At 70.5% G+C, this 18,069-nt stretch carries 19 protein-coding genes; 7 read left to right on the forward strand and 12 right to left on the reverse strand.

The window, feature by feature from the left end:
• The first annotated feature begins 4 nt into the window (after positions 1 to 4).
• Positions 5 to 751: a hypothetical protein gene (locus ACOACQ_RS05555; RefSeq protein ID WP_378602665.1), complete on the forward strand. Its 747-nt coding sequence runs from the start codon at positions 5 to 7 to the stop codon at positions 749 to 751.
• Here ACOACQ_RS05555 and ACOACQ_RS05560 read toward each other — a convergent pair.
• Genes ACOACQ_RS05560 through ACOACQ_RS05570 form a run of 3 tightly spaced genes read right to left on the reverse strand, consistent with a single transcriptional unit; the run spans position 714 to position 4,052 of the window.
• The gene (locus tag ACOACQ_RS05560; protein WP_420287794.1) at positions 714 to 1,721 is read right to left on the reverse strand and encodes a cytochrome d ubiquinol oxidase subunit II; all 1,008 of its coding nucleotides are present in this window, start codon (positions 1,719 to 1,721) and stop codon (positions 714 to 716) included. The two genes, ACOACQ_RS05555 and ACOACQ_RS05560, sit on opposite strands and share 38 nt — an antisense overlap.
• A complete protein-coding gene (locus ACOACQ_RS05565; RefSeq protein ID WP_420287795.1) occupies positions 1,718 to 3,130 on the reverse strand; it encodes a cytochrome ubiquinol oxidase subunit I in 1,413 nt (470 codons plus the stop codon). The genes ACOACQ_RS05560 and ACOACQ_RS05565 overlap by 4 nt, the downstream gene beginning before the upstream one ends.
• 58 nt (positions 3,131 to 3,188) lie before the next feature.
• Positions 3,189 to 4,052 carry a GNAT family N-acetyltransferase gene (locus ACOACQ_RS05570; RefSeq protein ID WP_378602659.1) on the reverse strand — a complete coding sequence of 288 codons (864 nt, stop codon included), beginning with the start codon at positions 4,050 to 4,052 and terminating at the stop codon, positions 3,189 to 3,191.
• A gap of 95 nt (positions 4,053 to 4,147) precedes the next feature.
• On the opposite strand from ACOACQ_RS05570, the gene ACOACQ_RS05575 reads away from it, so the two are divergent.
• A complete protein-coding gene (locus tag ACOACQ_RS05575) occupies positions 4,148 to 4,447 on the forward strand; it encodes a YciI family protein (protein ID WP_378602657.1) in 300 nt (99 codons plus the stop codon).
• A 194-nt stretch (positions 4,448 to 4,641) separates the two neighbouring features.
• On the opposite strand, the gene groL is transcribed toward ACOACQ_RS05575, so the two are convergent.
• Positions 4,642 to 6,279 carry a chaperonin GroEL gene (groL, locus tag ACOACQ_RS05580; protein ID WP_420287796.1) on the reverse strand — a complete coding sequence of 546 codons (1,638 nt, stop codon included), beginning with the start codon at positions 6,277 to 6,279 and terminating at the stop codon, positions 4,642 to 4,644.
• A 69-nt stretch (positions 6,280 to 6,348) separates the two neighbouring features.
• Positions 6,349 to 6,642, reverse strand: a complete 294-nt coding sequence (gene groES, locus ACOACQ_RS05585) for a co-chaperone GroES (RefSeq protein WP_378602688.1) — start codon at positions 6,640 to 6,642, stop codon at positions 6,349 to 6,351.
• A 229-nt stretch (positions 6,643 to 6,871) separates the two neighbouring features.
• Here groES and ACOACQ_RS05590 point away from each other — a divergent pair, with 229 nt between their 5' ends.
• The 3 genes from ACOACQ_RS05590 to ACOACQ_RS05600 all read left to right on the forward strand — a co-directional run bounded on the left by ACOACQ_RS05590 (position 6,872) and on the right by ACOACQ_RS05600 (position 10,509).
• Entirely contained in the window at positions 6,872 to 9,037 is a 2,166-nt protein-coding gene (locus tag ACOACQ_RS05590) for an MMPL family transporter (RefSeq protein WP_378602654.1), read from the forward strand.
• Between the two features lie 12 nt (positions 9,038 to 9,049).
• Entirely contained in the window at positions 9,050 to 10,225 is a 1,176-nt protein-coding gene (locus ACOACQ_RS05595) for a THUMP-like domain-containing protein (protein ID WP_420287797.1), read from the forward strand.
• Between the two features lie 104 nt (positions 10,226 to 10,329).
• Positions 10,330 to 10,509, forward strand: a complete 180-nt coding sequence (locus tag ACOACQ_RS05600; RefSeq protein ID WP_420287798.1) for a hypothetical protein — start codon at positions 10,330 to 10,332, stop codon at positions 10,507 to 10,509.
• A 97-nt stretch (positions 10,510 to 10,606) separates the two neighbouring features.
• Here ACOACQ_RS05600 and ACOACQ_RS05605 read toward each other — a convergent pair whose 3' ends face one another.
• From ACOACQ_RS05605 to ACOACQ_RS05615, 3 genes are read right to left on the reverse strand one after another with little or no spacing between them, the layout of a single operon-like run.
• Complete coding sequence (locus ACOACQ_RS05605; protein WP_420287799.1) at positions 10,607 to 11,227, reverse strand: MBL fold metallo-hydrolase; 621 nt, start codon at positions 11,225 to 11,227, stop codon at positions 10,607 to 10,609.
• On the reverse strand, positions 11,224 to 12,339 hold the full coding sequence (locus ACOACQ_RS05610; protein ID WP_378602645.1) for an S-(hydroxymethyl)mycothiol dehydrogenase: 1,116 nt from the start codon (positions 12,337 to 12,339) through the stop codon (positions 11,224 to 11,226). The genes ACOACQ_RS05605 and ACOACQ_RS05610 overlap by 4 nt, the downstream gene beginning before the upstream one ends.
• A gap of 56 nt (positions 12,340 to 12,395) precedes the next feature.
• Positions 12,396 to 12,995, reverse strand: coding sequence for a hypothetical protein (locus ACOACQ_RS05615; protein WP_420287800.1), 600 nt, complete (start codon positions 12,993 to 12,995; stop codon positions 12,396 to 12,398).
• A gap of 96 nt (positions 12,996 to 13,091) precedes the next feature.
• Here ACOACQ_RS05615 and ACOACQ_RS05620 point away from each other — a divergent pair, with 96 nt between their 5' ends.
• A complete protein-coding gene (locus tag ACOACQ_RS05620) occupies positions 13,092 to 13,532 on the forward strand; it encodes a hypothetical protein (RefSeq protein ID WP_378602639.1) in 441 nt (146 codons plus the stop codon).
• Entirely contained in the window at positions 13,532 to 14,731 is a 1,200-nt protein-coding gene (locus ACOACQ_RS05625) for a hypothetical protein (protein ID WP_420287801.1), read from the forward strand. Before ACOACQ_RS05620 ends, ACOACQ_RS05625 begins: the two co-directional genes overlap by 1 nt.
• A 30-nt stretch (positions 14,732 to 14,761) precedes the next feature.
• Here the strand turns inward: ACOACQ_RS05625 and tsaD are convergent, their stop codons facing one another.
• From tsaD to ACOACQ_RS05645, 4 genes are read right to left on the reverse strand one after another with little or no spacing between them, the layout of a single operon-like run.
• Entirely contained in the window at positions 14,762 to 15,820 is a 1,059-nt protein-coding gene (gene tsaD, locus ACOACQ_RS05630; protein WP_378596305.1) for a tRNA (adenosine(37)-N6)-threonylcarbamoyltransferase complex transferase subunit TsaD, read from the reverse strand.
• Positions 15,820 to 16,278 (reverse strand): ribosomal protein S18-alanine N-acetyltransferase, encoded by a 459-nt coding sequence (gene rimI / locus ACOACQ_RS05635; RefSeq protein WP_420287802.1) that lies wholly within the window; start codon positions 16,276 to 16,278, stop codon positions 15,820 to 15,822. Before rimI ends, tsaD begins: the two co-directional genes overlap by 1 nt.
• Positions 16,275 to 16,934, reverse strand: a complete 660-nt coding sequence (gene tsaB, locus ACOACQ_RS05640) for a tRNA (adenosine(37)-N6)-threonylcarbamoyltransferase complex dimerization subunit type 1 TsaB (RefSeq protein ID WP_420287803.1) — start codon at positions 16,932 to 16,934, stop codon at positions 16,275 to 16,277. The genes rimI and tsaB overlap by 4 nt, the downstream gene beginning before the upstream one ends.
• Positions 16,935 to 16,967: 33 nt before the next feature.
• Entirely contained in the window at positions 16,968 to 18,056 is a 1,089-nt protein-coding gene (locus tag ACOACQ_RS05645; RefSeq protein WP_420287804.1) for a glycoside hydrolase family 16 protein, read from the reverse strand.
• Positions 18,057 to 18,069: the final 13 nt, after the last annotated feature.

Consider the following 18,069-nt stretch of genomic DNA (forward strand, 5'->3'; position numbering starts at 1 on the left):
CCGCATGGACAGGGCGCCTGCCGCTGCGGCGGCGATCGCCGGAGTCATGCTCGGGGCGGCCCCGGTCATCGAGCTCGCCGGAACGGCGCGCGGAGACACCGACAACGCGGCCGACGGCCTGCGCTTCCTCGACGAATCGGCGTACCGCTACGGCCTCGCGGGCTTCGCCCTCGTCGTGTGCGGGACGGCGCTGATCGTGGCCGCGCTGGGCTTCGCCCAGGCGGTGGCCCGACGCGGTGACCTCGGACTGGGCCTGCTCACCGTGACGACCCTGGCGGTCATCGCCGGCGCGAGCTACCTGTTCGCCGGGATCATCCGGCACACCTCGCACGGGACCATCGGCTACATCGCGGAGACGGACCGGGGCTGGGCCGAGTCCGCCTACCTCGGCACCCACATGATCGGCACGCAGGCGCTGCTCCCGATGGCGAACCACCTGGTCGCGGCGTGGCTCGTCGGCATCGCCGTCCTGCTGCACCGGGCCGGCCGGCGCCGCCTCGCGCTGGTCGGCGTCCTCCCGGCCCTGCTGCTCGTGCTGTTCGTGGTGGACGCACTGGTCCCGGTCGCCGAGGACAGCGCCATCAGCGGCACGCTGTGGATCGGCTACATCCTGACCATGCTGGTCGCCCAGCCCCTGTCGCTCGTCGTCCTCGGCCTCGCGGCGTGGCGGGCCGGAGCGAGGTGGCTCGACGGGACGCCGAGCCCTCGTGCCGTCAGTGGTCCGGGCGCGTCCACTCCTCCGACTGGGTGAGCCGGAACAGATAGGCCAACGGCGGTACGACGACCACGACCGCCACCGCGACGGCCACCAGCAGAGCCTGCAGGGTCGCCTGCGCTCCTGCCGCGTCCACGATGGTCACCTCGTCGACGAGCAGCCAGGGGTACTGCCCGACGCCCCAGCCGGACACGACCGACGCCACGGCGACGACCGCGGCGAGCCGGGCGATGGAATAACGCCGGCGCCAGAGCAGCACCAGCGTGGCGAGGCCGGCCAGCGCAGCAAGCACCACGAGCGGTGCCGCCCGGCCCTCGAGGCCGGCCGCGAGCGTCGGCGCATCGTGGTCGATCGGCACCAGCGCCGCGAACACCACCGCACCGGTCACCACGCCGACACCCAGTGCGCGGATGCGCAGCTCGTCGGCCAGCCGGGCCTGGCCGGACCGCGCCGCATCGGCGACGAGGAACGTCCCGGCGAGGAACGCACACGTGCCGACAGCGATCACGCCCCCGAACAGCGACGTCGGATTGACCCACGAGGACCAGCGGTCCCCCGTGCCTTCGAGCGGCACCCGGCCGGACGCGATGCCGCCCGCGACCGTGCCCAGGAAGAACGGCGTGATGATCGACGACGCGGCGAAGATGACGCCGAACAGGCGGGCCTGGCCCAGGGTCTCGGAGAACTTGCGGAACGCGAAGCTCGCTCCCCGCAGCACGATGCCGAGCAGGGCGAGGAGCAGCGGCAGAACGAGCGTCGACATCGCCGCCGCGAACGACTCGGGGAACGCCGTCCACCAGATCACCAGCACGTAGATCAGCCAGACGTGGTTGGCCTCCCACACCGGCCCGATGCTGTGGTCGACCAGCGTCCGCAGCTCCGCTCCACGGCGGCTGCTCCCGGCCGTCAGGTCGAAGAAGCCGGACCCGAAGTCGGCACCGCCGAGCACGGCGTACGCAATGATCCCGACGAACAGCGCCGCAGCGACGGCGACCTCGATGCTCATCGCTCGGCCCGCACATCCGGCGCGTAGGGGCTCGGCAGGTCGATCGCCCCTTCGCGCCAGCGTCGCGCCATCGACCGGAGTACGACGACCGCACCCCACGTCATCAGCGAGTACACGACGGTCGTGGTCCCGAGCAGCCACCACAGGCTCGCGGTGTAGTCCCCGACGGCGTCGGTGGTGCGCATGACGCCGTACACGACCCAGGGCTGGCGGCCGACCTCCGTGGCGATCCACCCGGACTCCAGGGCGATCACGGCCAGGGGCCCGGCGACCGCCGCGAAGCGGAGGAACCAGCGCTTCTCCAGCAGGTCCTTGCCGCGCCGTCGCTGGACCCAGAACAGCACGACGGCTCCGGCGAGCAGGGTGCCGATGCCGACCATGGTCTGGAACGCGAGGTGGGTCATGTTGACCGGTGGGTGCTCGTCCTCGGGAATGGTGTCGAGGCCGGGGACCGGCTTGTCCGGGGAGTTCATGGCGATCAGCGAGCCGAGGTACGGGATGTCGATCGCGCCCTTGACCTCACCGTCGACGAGCACGCCACCGAGCCGCAGGGGTGAGGGACTCTCGGTCGTCTCCGCCAGTTCGAACGCGGCCAGCTTGGCCGGCTGCCGGTCGTCGAGCCCGAAGCCCAGGACGTGGCCGACGAACGGTTGCGTGACGGCGGCGATCGACGCGAACACGAAGGGCACCATGAAGCCGAGCCGGTGGTGGGCGTCGCGGCGACCGCGGAGCATCCCGACGGCGTACACGCCGGCAACCGAGAACCCGGCGAGCATGTAGGCGCCGACCCACATGTGGGCGAACTGCAGGAACGCGTGCTGGTTGAACAGCACCGCCCAGGGCTGGACGTCGGTCACCTCGCCGTCGACCATCTTGAACCCGGTCGGGACGTTCATCCAGGCGTTGACCGCGAGGACGCAGTAGGCGCCGATGATCCCCGTGATCGCCATCGGCAGCACCATCATCACGTGCCGCTTCGGAGGCATCCGGCCCCAGCCGTAGAGGTAGATGCCGAGGAAGATCGCTTCCAGGAAGAAGGCCAGGCCCTCGAAGGCGAACGGCAGTCCCAGGACGTCGCCGTACGTCCCCATCAGGCCGGGCCAGAGCACGCCCATCTCGAAGCTGAGCACGGTGCCGGACACGGCGCCGATGGCGAACAGCACCGCGGAGACCTTCGCCCAGCGCTGGGCAAGGCCCAGAGCGACCGGGTCGTTGCGGCGGATGCCGCGCACGTGCATCGCGAAGATCATCGCGGGGAACGCGACGCCGAAGCAGGCCAGGATGATGTGCCAGCCCAACGAGAGCGCCATCTGCTGGCGAGCCGGGAGCAGGCCCGCGGGCTCGGCCTCGGTGGCGAGATGGGCCGTGAATTCGGCAAGGACGCTGGTGACGACATCGGGGGTCAACACGGAGTCGACGCTACCGCCTTGTGAATACTTTCACAAAGTCACTGCGGTGTTGCGCTGCTCACCCTCGGAGGTCGGTGATCGCGATCCGCACGGTGAGCGAATCCCCCGCCATGCGGATCCGTCCGCGCATACCCGCAGCCAGCACCATCGGGAGCACGGCGCGGGTCTCGGAGGGCGCGGTGAGCACGATCTCCTCGGCACCCTGGGCCCGCGCCACCCGCGCGACCTCGGCGAGCAGACGGGTCCCGACGCCCCGGCGGTGCCAGGCCGGATCGACCCACAGGTCCACCGGCCAGGGGTGGTCAGCGCTCTCCCCGACCGTCACCTCGGCACGGCCCGCGACCTTGCCGCCCGCGAGCGCGGAGACCACCGAGCCGTCCCGGACGTAGTCGGGATCGCCCGCACCGGGCTGGTGCGGGGCGGGCGGGGCCTGGGCGTCCAGCACCTCCCCGACCAGCTCGGCCAGCGCAGCTGCGCGGGCGCGCTCGGTCGCCGTGAAGGGCGGAGTACGACGGATCTGGATCGTCGCCGAACCACCCACCGTCATCTCGAGGACGTCGGCGGAGGCGTCACTGGCCGCGACGTCGGCGTCGAACAGGTGGGCCGCCACGTCGGGGAAGGTGGCCGGCTGGGCGATGATCGCGCGCACGGCCTGGACGTAACGGGTCGGCTGGTCCTCGAGCGCGGCGGTGGTCACCGGCACCGCGGAGACCGCGGCCCCGCCGGCACTGGAAACGAGGTCGAGCAAGTGGTCACGGGTCCAGTCCGCCGGCACCTGCAGCACGAGCTCGTCCGTCACCGAGCCTTCGTCGGGGAAGACCTGGACGGTCTGGATGTTGACCCCGGCCCGGCCGCACGCCGCAGCGAGCTCCGCCAGGGCCCCCGGTCGATCGGGCAATCCGGCACGCACTCGCCACAACATGTGCTCACTATGCCGGACCGAGGTGACAGCAGGCGATCACCAATGTTGCGACGAACACCTTCTTGCAGTGAGCCAGTCCGTGGCAGCCTTGGGCCATGCCGAGCTGGGTGTACTTCCTCCATCCCCCGCGGGACCGCTTCATCGAGACGATCACCGAGGAGGAGTCCGCGCTCATGCAGGCGCACGCGGGTTACCTCGAACAGCAGCTGGCCGAGGGAGCCCTGGTCCTCGCTGGTCCGACCTTCGGCGACACCAACACCGGAATCACGATCTTCGACGCCGAGGACGAGGACGCCGCTCGGGCGATCATGCAGGCCGATCCAGCCATTGCCGCCGGCCTGATGACGCCGGAGCTGCGCCCGATGCGGGTCAGCTTCCTCCGCGGGCGCGAGTGACCGTCGTACCACCCGTCGCTTCCGCCCCGCGGGTCGTACTCCCTGACTTGTGCTTGCGCTTCCTGGCCGTTGCAACAGCCAGGAAGCGCAGGAATCCCCGCTGAGGCGGGGATTCCTGCAACCCGAAAACGACACCGACCCGCCGTACCGGAGTACGACGGGTCGGTGCTTGATCAGTCGATCAGGGCCGTGGATCAGTGGCCGTGACCGTGGCCGTGTCCGTGGCCGCCCGCGTCGGGCTCCTCGTCCACCGGCTTGTCGACGATCAGCGTCTCGGTCGTGAGCAGGAGGCCCGCGATGGAGACCGCGTTGACGAGCGCCGACCGGGTCACCTTGACCGGGTCGATGACGCCCTGGGCGACCAGGTCGCCGAACTCGCCGGTGGCGGCGTTGTAGCCGAAGCTCGCACCGTTCTCGGCGAAGCCCTCGCGCACCTTGTTGGTGATGACGTAGCCGTTGACGCCGCCGTTCTCGGCGATCCAGCGCAGCGGCTCGTCGGCGGCCTTGCGGACGATCCGGACGCCGGTGGCTTCGTCACCGGTGAGGCCGAGGTCGTCGTCCAGCACCGACACGGCGTGGATCAGGGCCGAACCACCGCCGGGCACGATGCCCTCCTCGATCGCGGCGCGCGTCGCGGAGACGGCGTCCTCGATCCGGTGCTTCTTCTCCTTGAGCTCGACCTCGGTGTGGGCACCGACCTTGATGACCACGACGCCGCCGGCGAGCTTGGCCAGGCGCTCCTGCAGCTTCTCGGAGTCCCAGTCGGAGTCGGAGGTCTCGATCTCCTTCTTGATCTGCTCGACGCGACCCGCGACGGCAGCGGCGTCGCCGGCACCGTCCACGATCGTGGTGTTGTCCTTGGTCACGACGATGCGGCGGGCGCTGCCCAGCACGTCGAGACCGACCTGGTCGAGCTTGAGGCCGACCTCGGGCGAGATGACCGTGGCGCCGGTGAGCACCGCGATGTCCTGGAGGATCGACTTGCGACGGTCGCCGAACGCAGGCGCCTTGACGGCAACCGCGTTGAACGTGCCGCGGATCTTGTTGACGACCAGGGTCGACAGCGCCTCACCGTCGACGTCCTCGCAGAGGATGAACAGCGGCTTGCCGGCCTGGATGACCTTCTCCAGCAGCGGCAGGAGGTCGGCGATCGCCGAGATCTTGCCCTGGTTGATCAGGATGTACGGGTCGTCGAGGACGGCTTCCTGGCGCTCCGCGTCGGTGACGAAGTAGGCCGAGATGTAGCCCTTCTCGAACTGCATGCCCTCGGAGAACTCGAGCTCGGTCGAAGGGGTGTTGGACTCCTCGACGGTGATCACACCGTCCTTGCCGACCTTGCCGAACGCCTCGGCGAGCAGGTCGCCGATGTGGCTGTCGCGCGAGGAGACGGTCGCCACGGAGGCGATGTCCTTCTCGTCGTCGACCTCGCGAGCGGCGTCCTTGAGCGCGTCGCCGACAGCGGCAGCAGCCGCATCGAGTCCACGCTTGAGGCCCATCGGGTTCGCACCGGCGGCGACGGCGCGCAGGCCCTCGTGCACCAGCGCCTGCGCCAGGACGGTCGCGGTCGTCGTACCGTCACCGGCGACGTCGTTGGTCTTGGTCGCGACCTCCTTGGTGAGCTGGGCACCAAGGTTCTCGAACGGGTCGTCCAGCTCGATCTCACGCGCGACGGTCACGCCGTCGTTGGTGATGGTCGGCGCGCCCCACTTCTTGTCGAGGACGACGTAGCGGCCCTTCGGGCCGAGCGTCACCTTGACGGTGTTCGCGAGGGCGTCGACGCCGCGCTCGAGCGCACGCCGGGCGTTCTCGTTGAACTCCAGGATCTTGGGCATTGCTACTCCTTGGGAAGTGCTGAAGGCGCCACGCGAATCAGCGCAGCGCCTTCAACGGAGGAAACGGAATCAGGCGAGAACGGCGAGGACGTCGCGCGCAGAGAGGATGAGGTACTCCTGGCCGGAGTACTTGACCTCGGTGCCGCCGTACTTGCTGTAGATGACCTTGTCGCCGACGGAAACGTCGAGCGGCACGCGGTTGCCGTTGTCGTCGATGCGACCGGGGCCGATCGCCAGGACCTCGCCCTCCTGGGGCTTCTCCTTGGCGGTGTCGGGGATGACCAGGCCGGACGCGGTGGTCTGCTCCGCCTCGAGGGGCTTGACGACGATCCGGTCCTCGAGGGGCTTGATGTTGACCGACACGATGTCGACCTCCACTTTCTGAGCTGACTGCTTGGGTTCGGTGGGCGTGAGCCGGGAAGCGGACTTCCCGGTCAGCATTGGCACACTCGGTCCGAGAGTGCCAACCACGAAACTAGCACTCTCCGCAAGGGAGTGCCAGAGCGACCCCTGGTCGAGATGCCCGAAGTTCCGGCACGGCCCTACCAAAGTCGGTTGACCGACAGCACCGTTGCGCCGATAGCGTTCCAGCATGTTCGCTGCGCTCGGTCGGTTCGTGACTCGGTTCCGTTGGTTCGTCATCGCCGCGTGGGTGCTGATCGCCGTCATTGTCGGCGCCACGGCACCCGCCCTCGAGTCCACCCAGGACAACTCGGAGTTCCTGCCCGACCACTACGAGTCGATCCAGGCCCTGAAGCTGCAGGAGGACAAGTTCTCCGACGCCTTCTCCCCCGGCGCGATCCTCGTCATCGAGCGCAAGGACGGCGCGAAGCTGACCGCCGCCGACCAGACCGCGGCCACCGACATCGCGAAGGAGGTCGCCCCGACGCTGGGCAAGAAGACCTTCCAGCAGCTGGTCATCACCCAGAACGAGGAGGGCAAGCCCAACCTGTCCGCCGACGAGACGGTGATGTTCGGCATCGTCCCGCTCGCCGACGGCGCCACCGGGTACGACCCGCAGGCCTTCGACGACGCCAAGGACCTCCGCAAGGAACTGGGCGACCTCGAGAAGGGCACCGACCTCGAGATCCGTACGACGGGCGCGGTGCCCCAGGGCCTCGACTCGCAGGAATCGGGCGAGACCACCCTGCTGATCGTCGCGATCGCGACGGTCGTGCTCATCGTCGGCCTGCTCGCCCTGATCTTCCGGAGCGTGCTGATCTGTCTGCTCCCGATCGTGGTCGTCGGCCTCGTCTCCTCGATCGCCACCGGCGCGATCGCCTGGGCCAACGACATCTTCGACCTCAAGGCCGACTCGTCGGTGCAGCAGATCCTGATCGTCGTCCTGTACGGCGTCGGCACCGACTACATCCTGTTCTTCCTGTTCCGGCACCGCGAACGGATGCGCCAGGGCGCCGCTGTCCGCGACTCCGTCGTCCACAGCCTCGACCGGGCCGGCGAGGCCATCGCATCGGCCGGCGGCGCGGTGATCGTCGCGTTCATGGCGCTGATCCTCAGCTCGCTGAGCATCTTCCGGGCGATCGGCCCGGCCCTGGCGATCGCCGTGTTCGTCACGCTGATCGCGGCGCTGACCCTGGTGCCGGCCCTCGTGTCGCTGCTCGGCAAGGCGCTCTTCTGGCCCTCGAAGTCGTGGCAGAAGGAGCCGAAGCACGGCACCTTCATCAAGCTCGGCAACACCGTCGGCCGCCACCCCGGACGCACAGCGCTGGTCTCGGGCGGAGCGATGGCGGTGCTCGCGATCTTCGCCCTCAGCTTCAACCCGTCCTTCGACTTCAACTCGAGCCTGCCGGACGGCGTCGAGTCGACCGAGGCGATGGAGACCTTCCAGGAGCACTTCTCCGCCGGTGCCGCCGAACCCGTCCCGGTCCTCGTCGACGCCAAGGGCACCACCGTCACGCCTGACCAGCTCGAGGCGTTCAAGACGGCCCTCGGCAAGGCCAAGGGCGTGGACGAGGTGGCCGGTCCGGTCCCGTCCGCGGACCAGTCCGCCTTCCAGTACTACCTGACCCTGTCCGACGACCCGGTCTCCGACGTCGCCCAGGACAACGTCAGCGGGCCCATCCGCGACGCTGCCCACGAGGCCGCTCCCCAGGGGACCGAGGCCTATGTCGGCGGTACGCCCGGCATCTTCGCCGACATGTCGGCAGCGATGGCCCGTGACTACAAGGTGGTCTTCCCGGTGGCCGCGCTCGTCATCATGGTGATCCTCGCGCTGCTCCTGCGCAGCCTGGTCGCACCGTGGTTCCTGATGGCCGCGGTCGCCCTCGGCTTCGCAGCGACCCTCGGCCTCACCGTGATCGCGTTCCAGTTCATCGGTGGGGAGTCCGGCCTGATCTTCATGCTGCCGATCTACATCTACCTGTTCGTCACCGCGCTCGGGACGGACTACAACATCCTGATGATCGCCCGACTGCGCGAGGAGGCGCGGGAAGGGCGCGATCCGCACGAGGCGGCCGCCCAGGCCGTGACGCACGCGGGGCCGACGATTGCCGCCGCGGGCGTCATCCTGGCCGGCACCTTCGCGTCCCTGATGCTCGGCGGCAACACGCTGATCGTGTCGATGGGCTTCGCGCTCGCGGTCGGCATCCTCATCGTCGCGTTCGTCATGTCGATGTTCTTCACGCCGGCGCTGACCTCGCTCCTGGGACACGCTGCCTGGTGGCCCGGGCACGGCGATGCGACCAAGGACGCGCACCAGGACACCGACAGCGCGACTCCGGAGTCCGTCACGACCTGACAGGATCACCGGGTGGACCTCGATGCCTTCCGGTGGCTGCTGACCGACGACGGCCAGACCCTCCTCGCGGAGGCGACCGCGCTCGTCGACAGTGGCGCGAGCGCCCTGGCCGCGGGCTCCGCCCTTCGTCGTACGACGTCCGCGGAACGCGCGGCAACGGCACTCACGCAGGTGGACCTGCGCGTCCGCGCGGTGGCGAAGTTCGGTGACCTCGCGCCGCGGATGTACTTCACGCCGGACGCGCTGGAACAGTCCACGCGGCTCCGGGTCGCCGAGCACCGGGCCGGCCGCTACACGGCGTTCGAGGCGACCAGCCTGATCGACCTCGGCTGCGGGATCGGTGGCGACCTGATCGCTGCGTCGCGGGCCGGGATCGTGTGCGCCGGCGTGGACCTCGACCCGGTGCGGGTGGCGGTCGCCGAAGCGAACCTTGCTGCCCTTGGCCTGGCCGGAGCGGTGCAGGTCGCCGACGCCACCGAGATCGACCACCGGGCCTTCGACATCGCCTTCGCCGATCCCGCGCGTCGTACCGGCGCGGGGCGCAGCTTCCGGGTCGAGGACTGGACCCCGCCGTGGACCTGGGTCGAAGGACTCCTCCGGCGCGACGCCTGCGTCAAGGTCGCCCCCGGCATCCCGCACACGCTGATCCCCGAAGGCGTCGAGGCCGAATGGGTCAGTGACGAGGGCGAGGTCAAGGAAGCCGCCCTGTGGGCAGGGCGGACCGCGACCGTGGCCCGCCGCGCGACCGTCATCGGGTCCGGCGGACTCGCCAGCCTGACCGACGAGGACGACCCCGGCCCGGCGGCCGTCGGCGTACGGCCGGTCGGCGCCTACCTCTACGAACCCGACGGCGCGGTCATCCGCGCAGGCCTGGTCACCGCCGTCGCGGCCGGCGTCGACGGTGGCCTGCTGGACACGAAGATCGCGTACGTGATGGGCGACTCCGCGTTCCGCTCGCCCTTTGCACGCGGCTACCGGGTCGTCGAGGAGCTCCCCTACCGGGAGAAGCAGCTCAAGGCGGCGCTGCGCGAACGCGGCATCGGACGACTGACGATCAAGAAGCGCGGTGTCGACGTCGTCCCCGAGCAGCTGCGCAAGCGGCTGGCACTGAGCGGCGACAACGAGGGCACGATCGTGCTCACCCGCGTTGCCGGCGAGGGCACCGCCCTCCTCGTCCAGCCGTTCTGAGCCACGTCCCGGCCGGCGTCAGGGAACCTTCTCCGGAAATCGCGTGATGTTCCGGGGCCCAGCGCGTCTGGACTCTCGAACACCTCGGGACCAAGGAGTGAGAGATGTCCAACCACGTGACCGTCAAGCACCGCGCGACAGGACCGATGCCCGCCATCGAGCGTGCCGCCAACGCCGCCGACGCCGGCGCCCACCGCGGGCACCGCACGACGGGCCTGCCCATCCTCGGCATCCTCGGGATCATCCTGATCATCGTGGCCGCCGTCCTCGCGACCAGGGGCTGACGTGCGGATCTCCCTGCGGTCGCTCGTCGCCGCCGTGAACGACCTGCTCATCCGGCCGTTCCGCAACGCCCGGCGCTGACGCCGGGCCCGCGCGGGATCAGTCGCGACCGAGTGTCGCGGCCTCTGCGCCGATCGTGGTGTCGGCCCCGTGGCCGGTGTGCACGACCGTGTCGTCGGGCAGCGCGAACAGGTTCGCCCGGATCGATGCCTCCAGCGTCGGACGATCGCTGAACGAACGACCGGTCGCACCCGGCCCGCCCTGGAACAGGGTGTCGCCCGTGAACACGCACCCCAGGTCCGGCGCGTAGAGGCACACCGCGCCCGGCGCATGGCCGGGCGTGTGCAGCACCCGCAACGTCGTACCGGCAACCGCGAGGACCTGGCCGTCCGACAGGTCGACGTCCCAGAGGTGGTCGAGGTGGGTCATCGTCCACAGCGTCCGGTCGTCGGGGTGCAGCAGGATCGGCGCGACCACGAGCTCCCGGAGCTCGGGTGCGACCCGGACGTGGTCGTCGTGCGCGTGGGTGCACACGATCGCCCGGACCTTGCGCGTCCCGACCACCGCGATGATGTCGTCGACCGAGTGCGGCGCATCGATCACGATGCACTCCTCGTCGTCACCGACCACCCAGATGTTGTTCTCGACGTCGAAGGTCTCCCCGTCGAGGGAGAAGGTGCCGCTCGTGACAGCGTGGTCGACCCGAACTGCGCCGCTCATGAGATGACCACGACCGAGCGCAGCACGTCGCCGTGGTGCATCTTGTCGAAGGCGGCCTCGATGTCACCCAGGCCGATCTCCTCCGACACGAATGCGTCGAGATCGAGTCGGCCCTGGCGGTACAGGTCGACCAGCATCGGGAAGTCACGACTGGGCAGGCAGTCGCCGTACCAGCTGGACTTCAACGCACCCCCGCGACCGAAGACGTCGATCAGCGGAATGTCCGGCACCTTCATGTCCGGCGTCGGTACGCCGACCAGGACGACCGTGCCGGCGAGGTCGCGGGCGTAGAACGCCTGCTTCCAGGTCTCGGGCCGCCCGACGGCCTCGATCACGACGTCGGCGCCGTCCGCGCCGTCGTAGGTCTCCGCACAGATCCGCTTGATCTCCTCGACCGGATCGACCACCGAGGAGTCGACCACGTGGGTCGCGCCCATCCGGCGGGCGGTCTCGAGCTTCTTCGCGTCGATGTCGACCGCGATGATCGGGCTCGCCCCCGCGAGGGCAGAGCCGGCGATCGCCGCCACGCCGACGCCGCCGCAACCGAGGACCGCGACGCTCCTGCCGCGGGTCACCGCGCCGGTGTTGATCGCCGCACCGATGCCGGCCATCACCCCACACCCGAGCAGGCCGACCGCCGCGGGGCGTGCCTGCGGGTCGACCTTGGTGCACTGCCCGGCAGCCACGAGGGTCTTCTCGGCGAACGCGCCGATGCCCAGGGCGGGCGACAGCTCCGTGCCGGCGCCTTCACCATCGGCGAGCGTCATCTTCTGCGTGGCGTTGTGGGTGTTGAAGCAGTAGTGCGGCTCCCCGCGCCGGCACGCCCGACAGTCGCCACAGACCGCGCGCCAGTTCAGGACCACGAAGTCCCCGGGCTCCAGGCCCGTCACCTCGGGTCCGACGGCCTCGACGATCCCGGAGGCCTCATGCCCCAACAGGAAGGGGAAGTCGTCGTTGATGCCGCCCTCCCGGTAGTGCAGGTCGGTGTGGCACACCCCGCACGTCAGTACCTTCACCACGGCCTCGCCCGGACCGGGGTCCGGGACGTTGATGGTCGCGATCTCGACGGGCGCTCCCTTGCTGCGAGCGATGACGGCGCGGACCTGCTGCATGCTGCCTCCTGCACTGGATGACCGGAGTCACCAACCTAGCGACCGCTCGGCAACCGTCACATCCACTCGACGCTGGCAATCACCGATGCGATGAGGTCCTTGGCGAAGGCGGGCTCGTCGGGGGCGCGGATGGTGAAGTCGAAGTGCACGATGCGCCCGTTGTGCAGGGTCCCCACCTCCTTGAACCGCTTCCCGGCACTCTCCCCGTCGATGACCCAGCAGACCTTGCCGGCAACCGTGATGTCGTCGCCGCGTCGATAGGTCATCCCGGGCTGGTCGTCCAGCACGTCGAGGGCGAGCGACGCCCCCTCGTCGAGCGCGTCGACGTCGGACAGGACGTCACTCCCGCCGATGTCCACGGTCACGCCGTCGACGGTCGCCGTGGCGAAGATCGAACCGCCGCTGTCGTCGAGGTACCAGTCGCCCTGGGACGGCAGCCGGAGGCTCAGCGACTCGCCGAGGACGGCCTGCTCGCCGCTCGCCGGATCGACCACCGGTACGTCGGACGTGGTGGAGGTTGCGGCGGACGTTGCGGTCGACGTAGTACCCGTTGGCCCGGGTGAGTGGCCTGCGTCCGGATCGTCGTCGGACGTGCAGCCGCCCGCGGCGCCAACGATGACCACGAACAGCAGTGCCGCGATGACCCGAGAACGCATTTCCTCACCCTAGCCACCGGCCGGTCCGGTTTCGGGGGTGTGGGGGCCGGGTATCGGGGCCTCAGTCATTCCAACTCGGGCGAAGGATCGTTCAGCATGGTGCTTCTGGATCTTGCCGGCTTCACCTCAGCAGACCTCGCCTCCGCCGGTCCCCGGGAGCTCAAGGTTGTCGAGAGCGAGATCACCAAGGTGATCAAGGTCCTCAACGAGGAGCTGAGGAACCTCAAAGACGTCGACTTCCCGGTCAGGGGACACATCTCCGGTCGCGCGTTCGGCGGCGGACCGCCCTCGCCCCTCCTGGCCGACCACCACGAGCGCGCCCACCGCGTCGTGGTCGACACCCTCGTCGACCTCCGCAAGGACCTGCGCGACTTCCGGACCGCCGTCCGGGAGGCACGCGACCTGATCCGCGACAAGGACGAGGAGGCCGTCGGCGAGATCCAGCTGGTGCTGGCGAAGACCGAGAGCATCGACCTCGGTGCGAACGCGTACCGCGACGCGCAGGTCGAGCACCAGAACGACGGGGGGACCAACTGATGGCCGGCGAGAACCTGGAGCGCTTGCAGCGCTGGACGGCGGGGATGGACCCCGATGACGTCCTGGAGGCACGCGGCGCCTGGCACAAGGGCTCCGGGTCGCTGACCGACGTCCGGCGGACGCTGAAGCAGGCTGCCCACGACATCGGCGACGGCTTCGGTGAGGAGTCCGGTGTCGCCGACTCCGCCGCCCGGGCGTTCCGCCTCGTCGCCCGACGCCTCAAGGACAAGGAGGCGAAGATGATCCGGGCGGCCGACGTACTGCTGTCCGTCCACACCGCGATGGTCGAGGCCCAGTCCGCCCAGGCCGGCGCCCCGGAACGTCCGTCGGACACTCCCCCCAAGCCCGAACAGTTTCCCGGACTCCCCGTGGTCGCGAGCATCGAGTACGCCGTCGCAGCCGCGCAGTACAACACCGGCGTGATCGCCTACAACAACGCGGACCTGGACGCGCAGGCGAAGCTCGCCAGGCTGAACGACGCGTACTCCGAGGCGATCCTCGTCATGAAGACGATCCACGGCGATCCCCGGCTGCCGGTCGTGGTCGGGAGCGACGTCCGCACCAACGACGACCCGCTCAACCCGGTCGAGCTCGTGGACTGGCCGCCCCCGCCGCCTCCGCCTCCGCCTCCGCCGCCCCCACCGCCACCGCCGCCGCCACCACCTCCGCCCGTGTGGCCTCCGGTGGTCGAGCCGGTCGAGCCGGTGGACCCGGTGGACCCGGTCGATCCGGTCGATCCGGTGGACCCGGTCGATCCGGTCGATCCGGGCCTTCCCGGCGGCCTCACCCATCCGGGCGTGATCGGTGGCGGCCTGGCCGCGGCCGGGCTCGGCGGCCCGGGCGCGATCAACGGGATCCGCAACCTGCTGGGTCGCGGCGGCCCGGCCAGCGGCATCGGCTCGATCGGCAGCAGCGGCCGGACGGGCGGGCCCGGCTCCCTCGGTCGTTCGGGCGCAGCCCCGGGCACTGCTGCGGGACGCGGCACCAGCACGGGCCGCGGCGGCGGCGCCGTTCCGGGCGGCACCGGCGGCCGCGGAGGACGCGGCGGTGCCGGCGGTCGCGGCGGCATCGGTGGCATCGGTGGCACGGGAGGAGCACGCCGCAAGCGCGACGGTGACCCGTCACCGGACCGCGACCTCTTCGACGACGGTGAGGACTGGATCGACGACGAGGGCACCGGGCCCGGCGTGCTCGGCTGACCTGGCCTGCCGGGCCGGCCCGGCCCGGGTTCAGCCCGCGAGGACGTCGGTGACCGGCAGGCTCGAGTCTGCCGGCAGGTCGAGCGGGGACGGTGGACGTCCTCGTTCGACCATCGTCGCGCCGAGGGCGGCCACCATGGCACCGTTGTCGGTGCACAGTCCGGGCCTGGGCACCCGCACCCGGATGCCGAGCTTGCCGGCTCGCTCCTCGGCCATCGCCCGCAGGCGCGAGTTCGCGGCGACGCCGCCGCCGATCATCAGGTCCTCGATGCCTTCGGCTTTGGCGGCATCGAGGGCCTTGCGCACGAGGACGTCGCAGACGGCCTCCTGGAAGGAGGCGGCGACGTCGGCGACCGGAACCGGTTCACCGCTGCGCTCGCGGGCCTCCACCCAGCGGGCGACCGAGGTCTTGAGTCCCGAGAAGGAGAAGTCGAAGCGGTGCCGTTCGAGGTCGCGGCGCGTCGACAGCCCGCGCGGGAAGTCGATGGCGATCCGGTCGCCCTCGCGTGCGACCCGGTCGATGTGCGGCCCGCCCGGGAACGGCAGGCCCAGGAGCCGAGCGACCTTGTCGAAGGCCTCGCCCGCCGCGTCGTCGATGGTGGCGCCCATGGGGTCGATGCCGCCGTCGTGGCCGGTGATGTCGGTGACCTTGAGCAGGCTGGAGTGTCCACCGGACACCAGCAGCGCCAGGCAGGGTTCCGGAAGCGGGCCGTGCTCGAGCTGGTCGACAGCGACGTGGGCGGCGAGGTGGTTGACGCCGTAGATCGGCTTGCCCAGGCCCAGGGCCAGGGCCTTGGCGGAGGCGACGCCCACCAGCAGCGCGCCCGCGAGGCCGGGACCGTGGGTCACCGCGATCGCGTCGACGTCGGCCAGCTGGATGCCGGCCGTCTCGCATGCCCGCTGGATCGTGGGGACCATCGCCTCGAGGTGGGCACGGCTGGCCACCTCGGGTACGACGCCACCGAAGCGCGCGTGCTCCTCGACGCTGCTGGCGACGGAGTCGGCCAGCAGGGTGTGGCCCCGCACGATGCCGACACCGGTCTCGTCGCAGGAGGTCTCGATGCCGAGGACCAGCGGTTCGTCGCGAATCACGGGACCATTGTGACCGGTGCGGCCAGGACGAGTGCTGTGGTGCCGTCGCGGTAGTAGCGGGCACGCTTGCCGAGCTCGGTGAAGCCGTGACGTTCGTAGAACCCGCGGGCCGCGGCGTTGTCCTCGCGGACCTCGAGCAGCAGCCGGTCCGCGCCACCCTCCGCGGCCAGGGCCTGGACGGCCGCCAGCAGCGCCGTGGCGACACCCGAGCGCCGAAGCCCCGGCAGTACGGCGATCCGCTGCAGCTCGGCGACATCGACGACACTGACCACGGCGTAGCCCGCGAAGTCGCCTGCGACGTGGGCGACGACGTAGGCAACGGTCGGAAGGGAGCCGCTGACCCCTTCACTGACGAGGTTCGTCGACCAGGGATCGAGCGGGAACGCGTCGGCTTCCAGCTCGACGATGGCGGGCACGTCCGCCGCGAGGGCCGCACGGACGACCGGGGAGGTCACTTCGCCGGCGCTCCGTCGGGCAGCACGGCCTTGGCGGCCCGCGGGATCTCGGCGTCAGGACGTCGCAGGTAGAGCGGTTCGGGCCCCAGCACCTCCACCTGCTGCGCGATCACCGCGCGGGCCAGCCAGGCGGCGTCCGGTCGCAACGGGGTCCGCGCGTTCGGGAACGCGTCCGGGTAGAGCGCGGCACCTTCGCCGACGACCGGCAGGTCACTGGCGAGCACCGCCGGGCGCTCCACGACCGGCGCAGACTGACGCCTCCCGTTGCCGTCGTACGACGCCAGGTAGACCTCCTTGCGTCGCGCGTCCGTGGCGACGAGGAAGTCGCCGTCCACCACCCCCGTGGCGACCGCCTCGGCAGCGAGGGCATCGAGCGAGCACACGCCGTGGACGGGGACGTCGAGCACGTGGGCCAGGGTCCGGGCCGTGACCAGGCCGACCCGCAGCCCGGTGAACGGACCGGGGCCGACACCGACGGCGATGCCGGTCACGCCGGCCGGCGTGATGCCGGCGGAGGCGAGGACCTGCTCGATGAGCGGCGCCAGCTGTTCACCGTGCCGCATCCCGATCTCCGCCGTCGCGGCAGCGACCACCTCGGTCCCGTCATGCAGGGCGACGGTGACCGACGGCGACGCGGTGTCGAAGGCGAGCAGCACGGCGTCGAGGCTACCGGCCCGACCCGGTGGCCCTCACTGCCAGGCGCGGACCCAGTCCACTTCGACCGTTGCTGCGTCGGCCGTCTGGTCGGTCGGCGCGTTCCAGAGGTGGCCCCAGACCTGGGTCACCACGAGGTTGAAGGGCTGGTCGAACGGCTTCGGCCGGATCTGCCCGAGCGGGATCCAGGAGTGCGAGAAGCAGAGCTTGCCGTCGTAGAAGAACCGCATCTGCTGGGAGGTCCACTCGACCGCGTAGGTGTGGAAGGCGCTGGTCGAGGTCGGCATCGGGCAGTTGGCGCCGGTGCTCAGCAGGGGCACCTCGCCGGAGTAGTGCACCGAGGGATACACCTTGCCGGGGCGGGCGCTGAACCACTCGGCGACGTCCACCTCGCCGGACAGCGGCCACTGGCCGTAGGTGTGGGCCTGGGGGTAGAGCCACAGGGCCGAGTGCGCGCCGGGAATGCCCGCACCGGCCGGCATCTTCGCCCGGAACTCGAAGCGACCGTACGTCTGCCCGAACCGGTCCCGTGTCGTCACGGTGCCGGCGGTGGAGGTGGTCTCGAAGGCGCCGAACGGGCTCGCACAGGTGAACGCGTCGAGGTTCCGGCGGGCCGACACCCTCAACGTTCCGGACGCAACGGCGATCGTCGACGGATCGTTGACGTAGCAGTCCCGGTTGCCGCTGCTCATTCCGCTGTACGACGTCTCCTGGACCAGCCACTTGCTCGTGTCGAGAGCCGTCCCGTCGAACTCGTCGCGGAAGGTGCAGGCGTAGTAGGAGCCGTCCGCGCGACGGGGCCGGACACCGCACTCGTCCTTGGGCGCGGGAGCCGGCGTCGGCGCTGCTGCGGGAGTGGCGACCTTGCGTGGCCCGACCTGGCGCACGCCGCTGGCGCGGCCACGGGAGACCACGCGGTACTTGCGGATCCGCGTCGGGTAGCGGATGGCGATCCGGTAGGTGCCGGAACGCGCCGCGCGCGTCGTACGGACCGTCACCCAACGGGTCGTTCCGCGCACCTGGAGCCGGACCACGGCCCGCGGCGAGGAGCGACCGGTGAAGAGCACGGACGAGGCACGCTGGACGGGGCGGTCGAGAGCGGGCGACGACTGGCGTTGTGCCACGGCCTGGTCCATG

The organism is Nocardioides sp. CPCC 206347, from assembly GCF_048654605.1.
In the GTDB taxonomy this organism is placed as follows: domain Bacteria; phylum Actinomycetota; class Actinomycetes; order Propionibacteriales; family Nocardioidaceae; genus Nocardioides.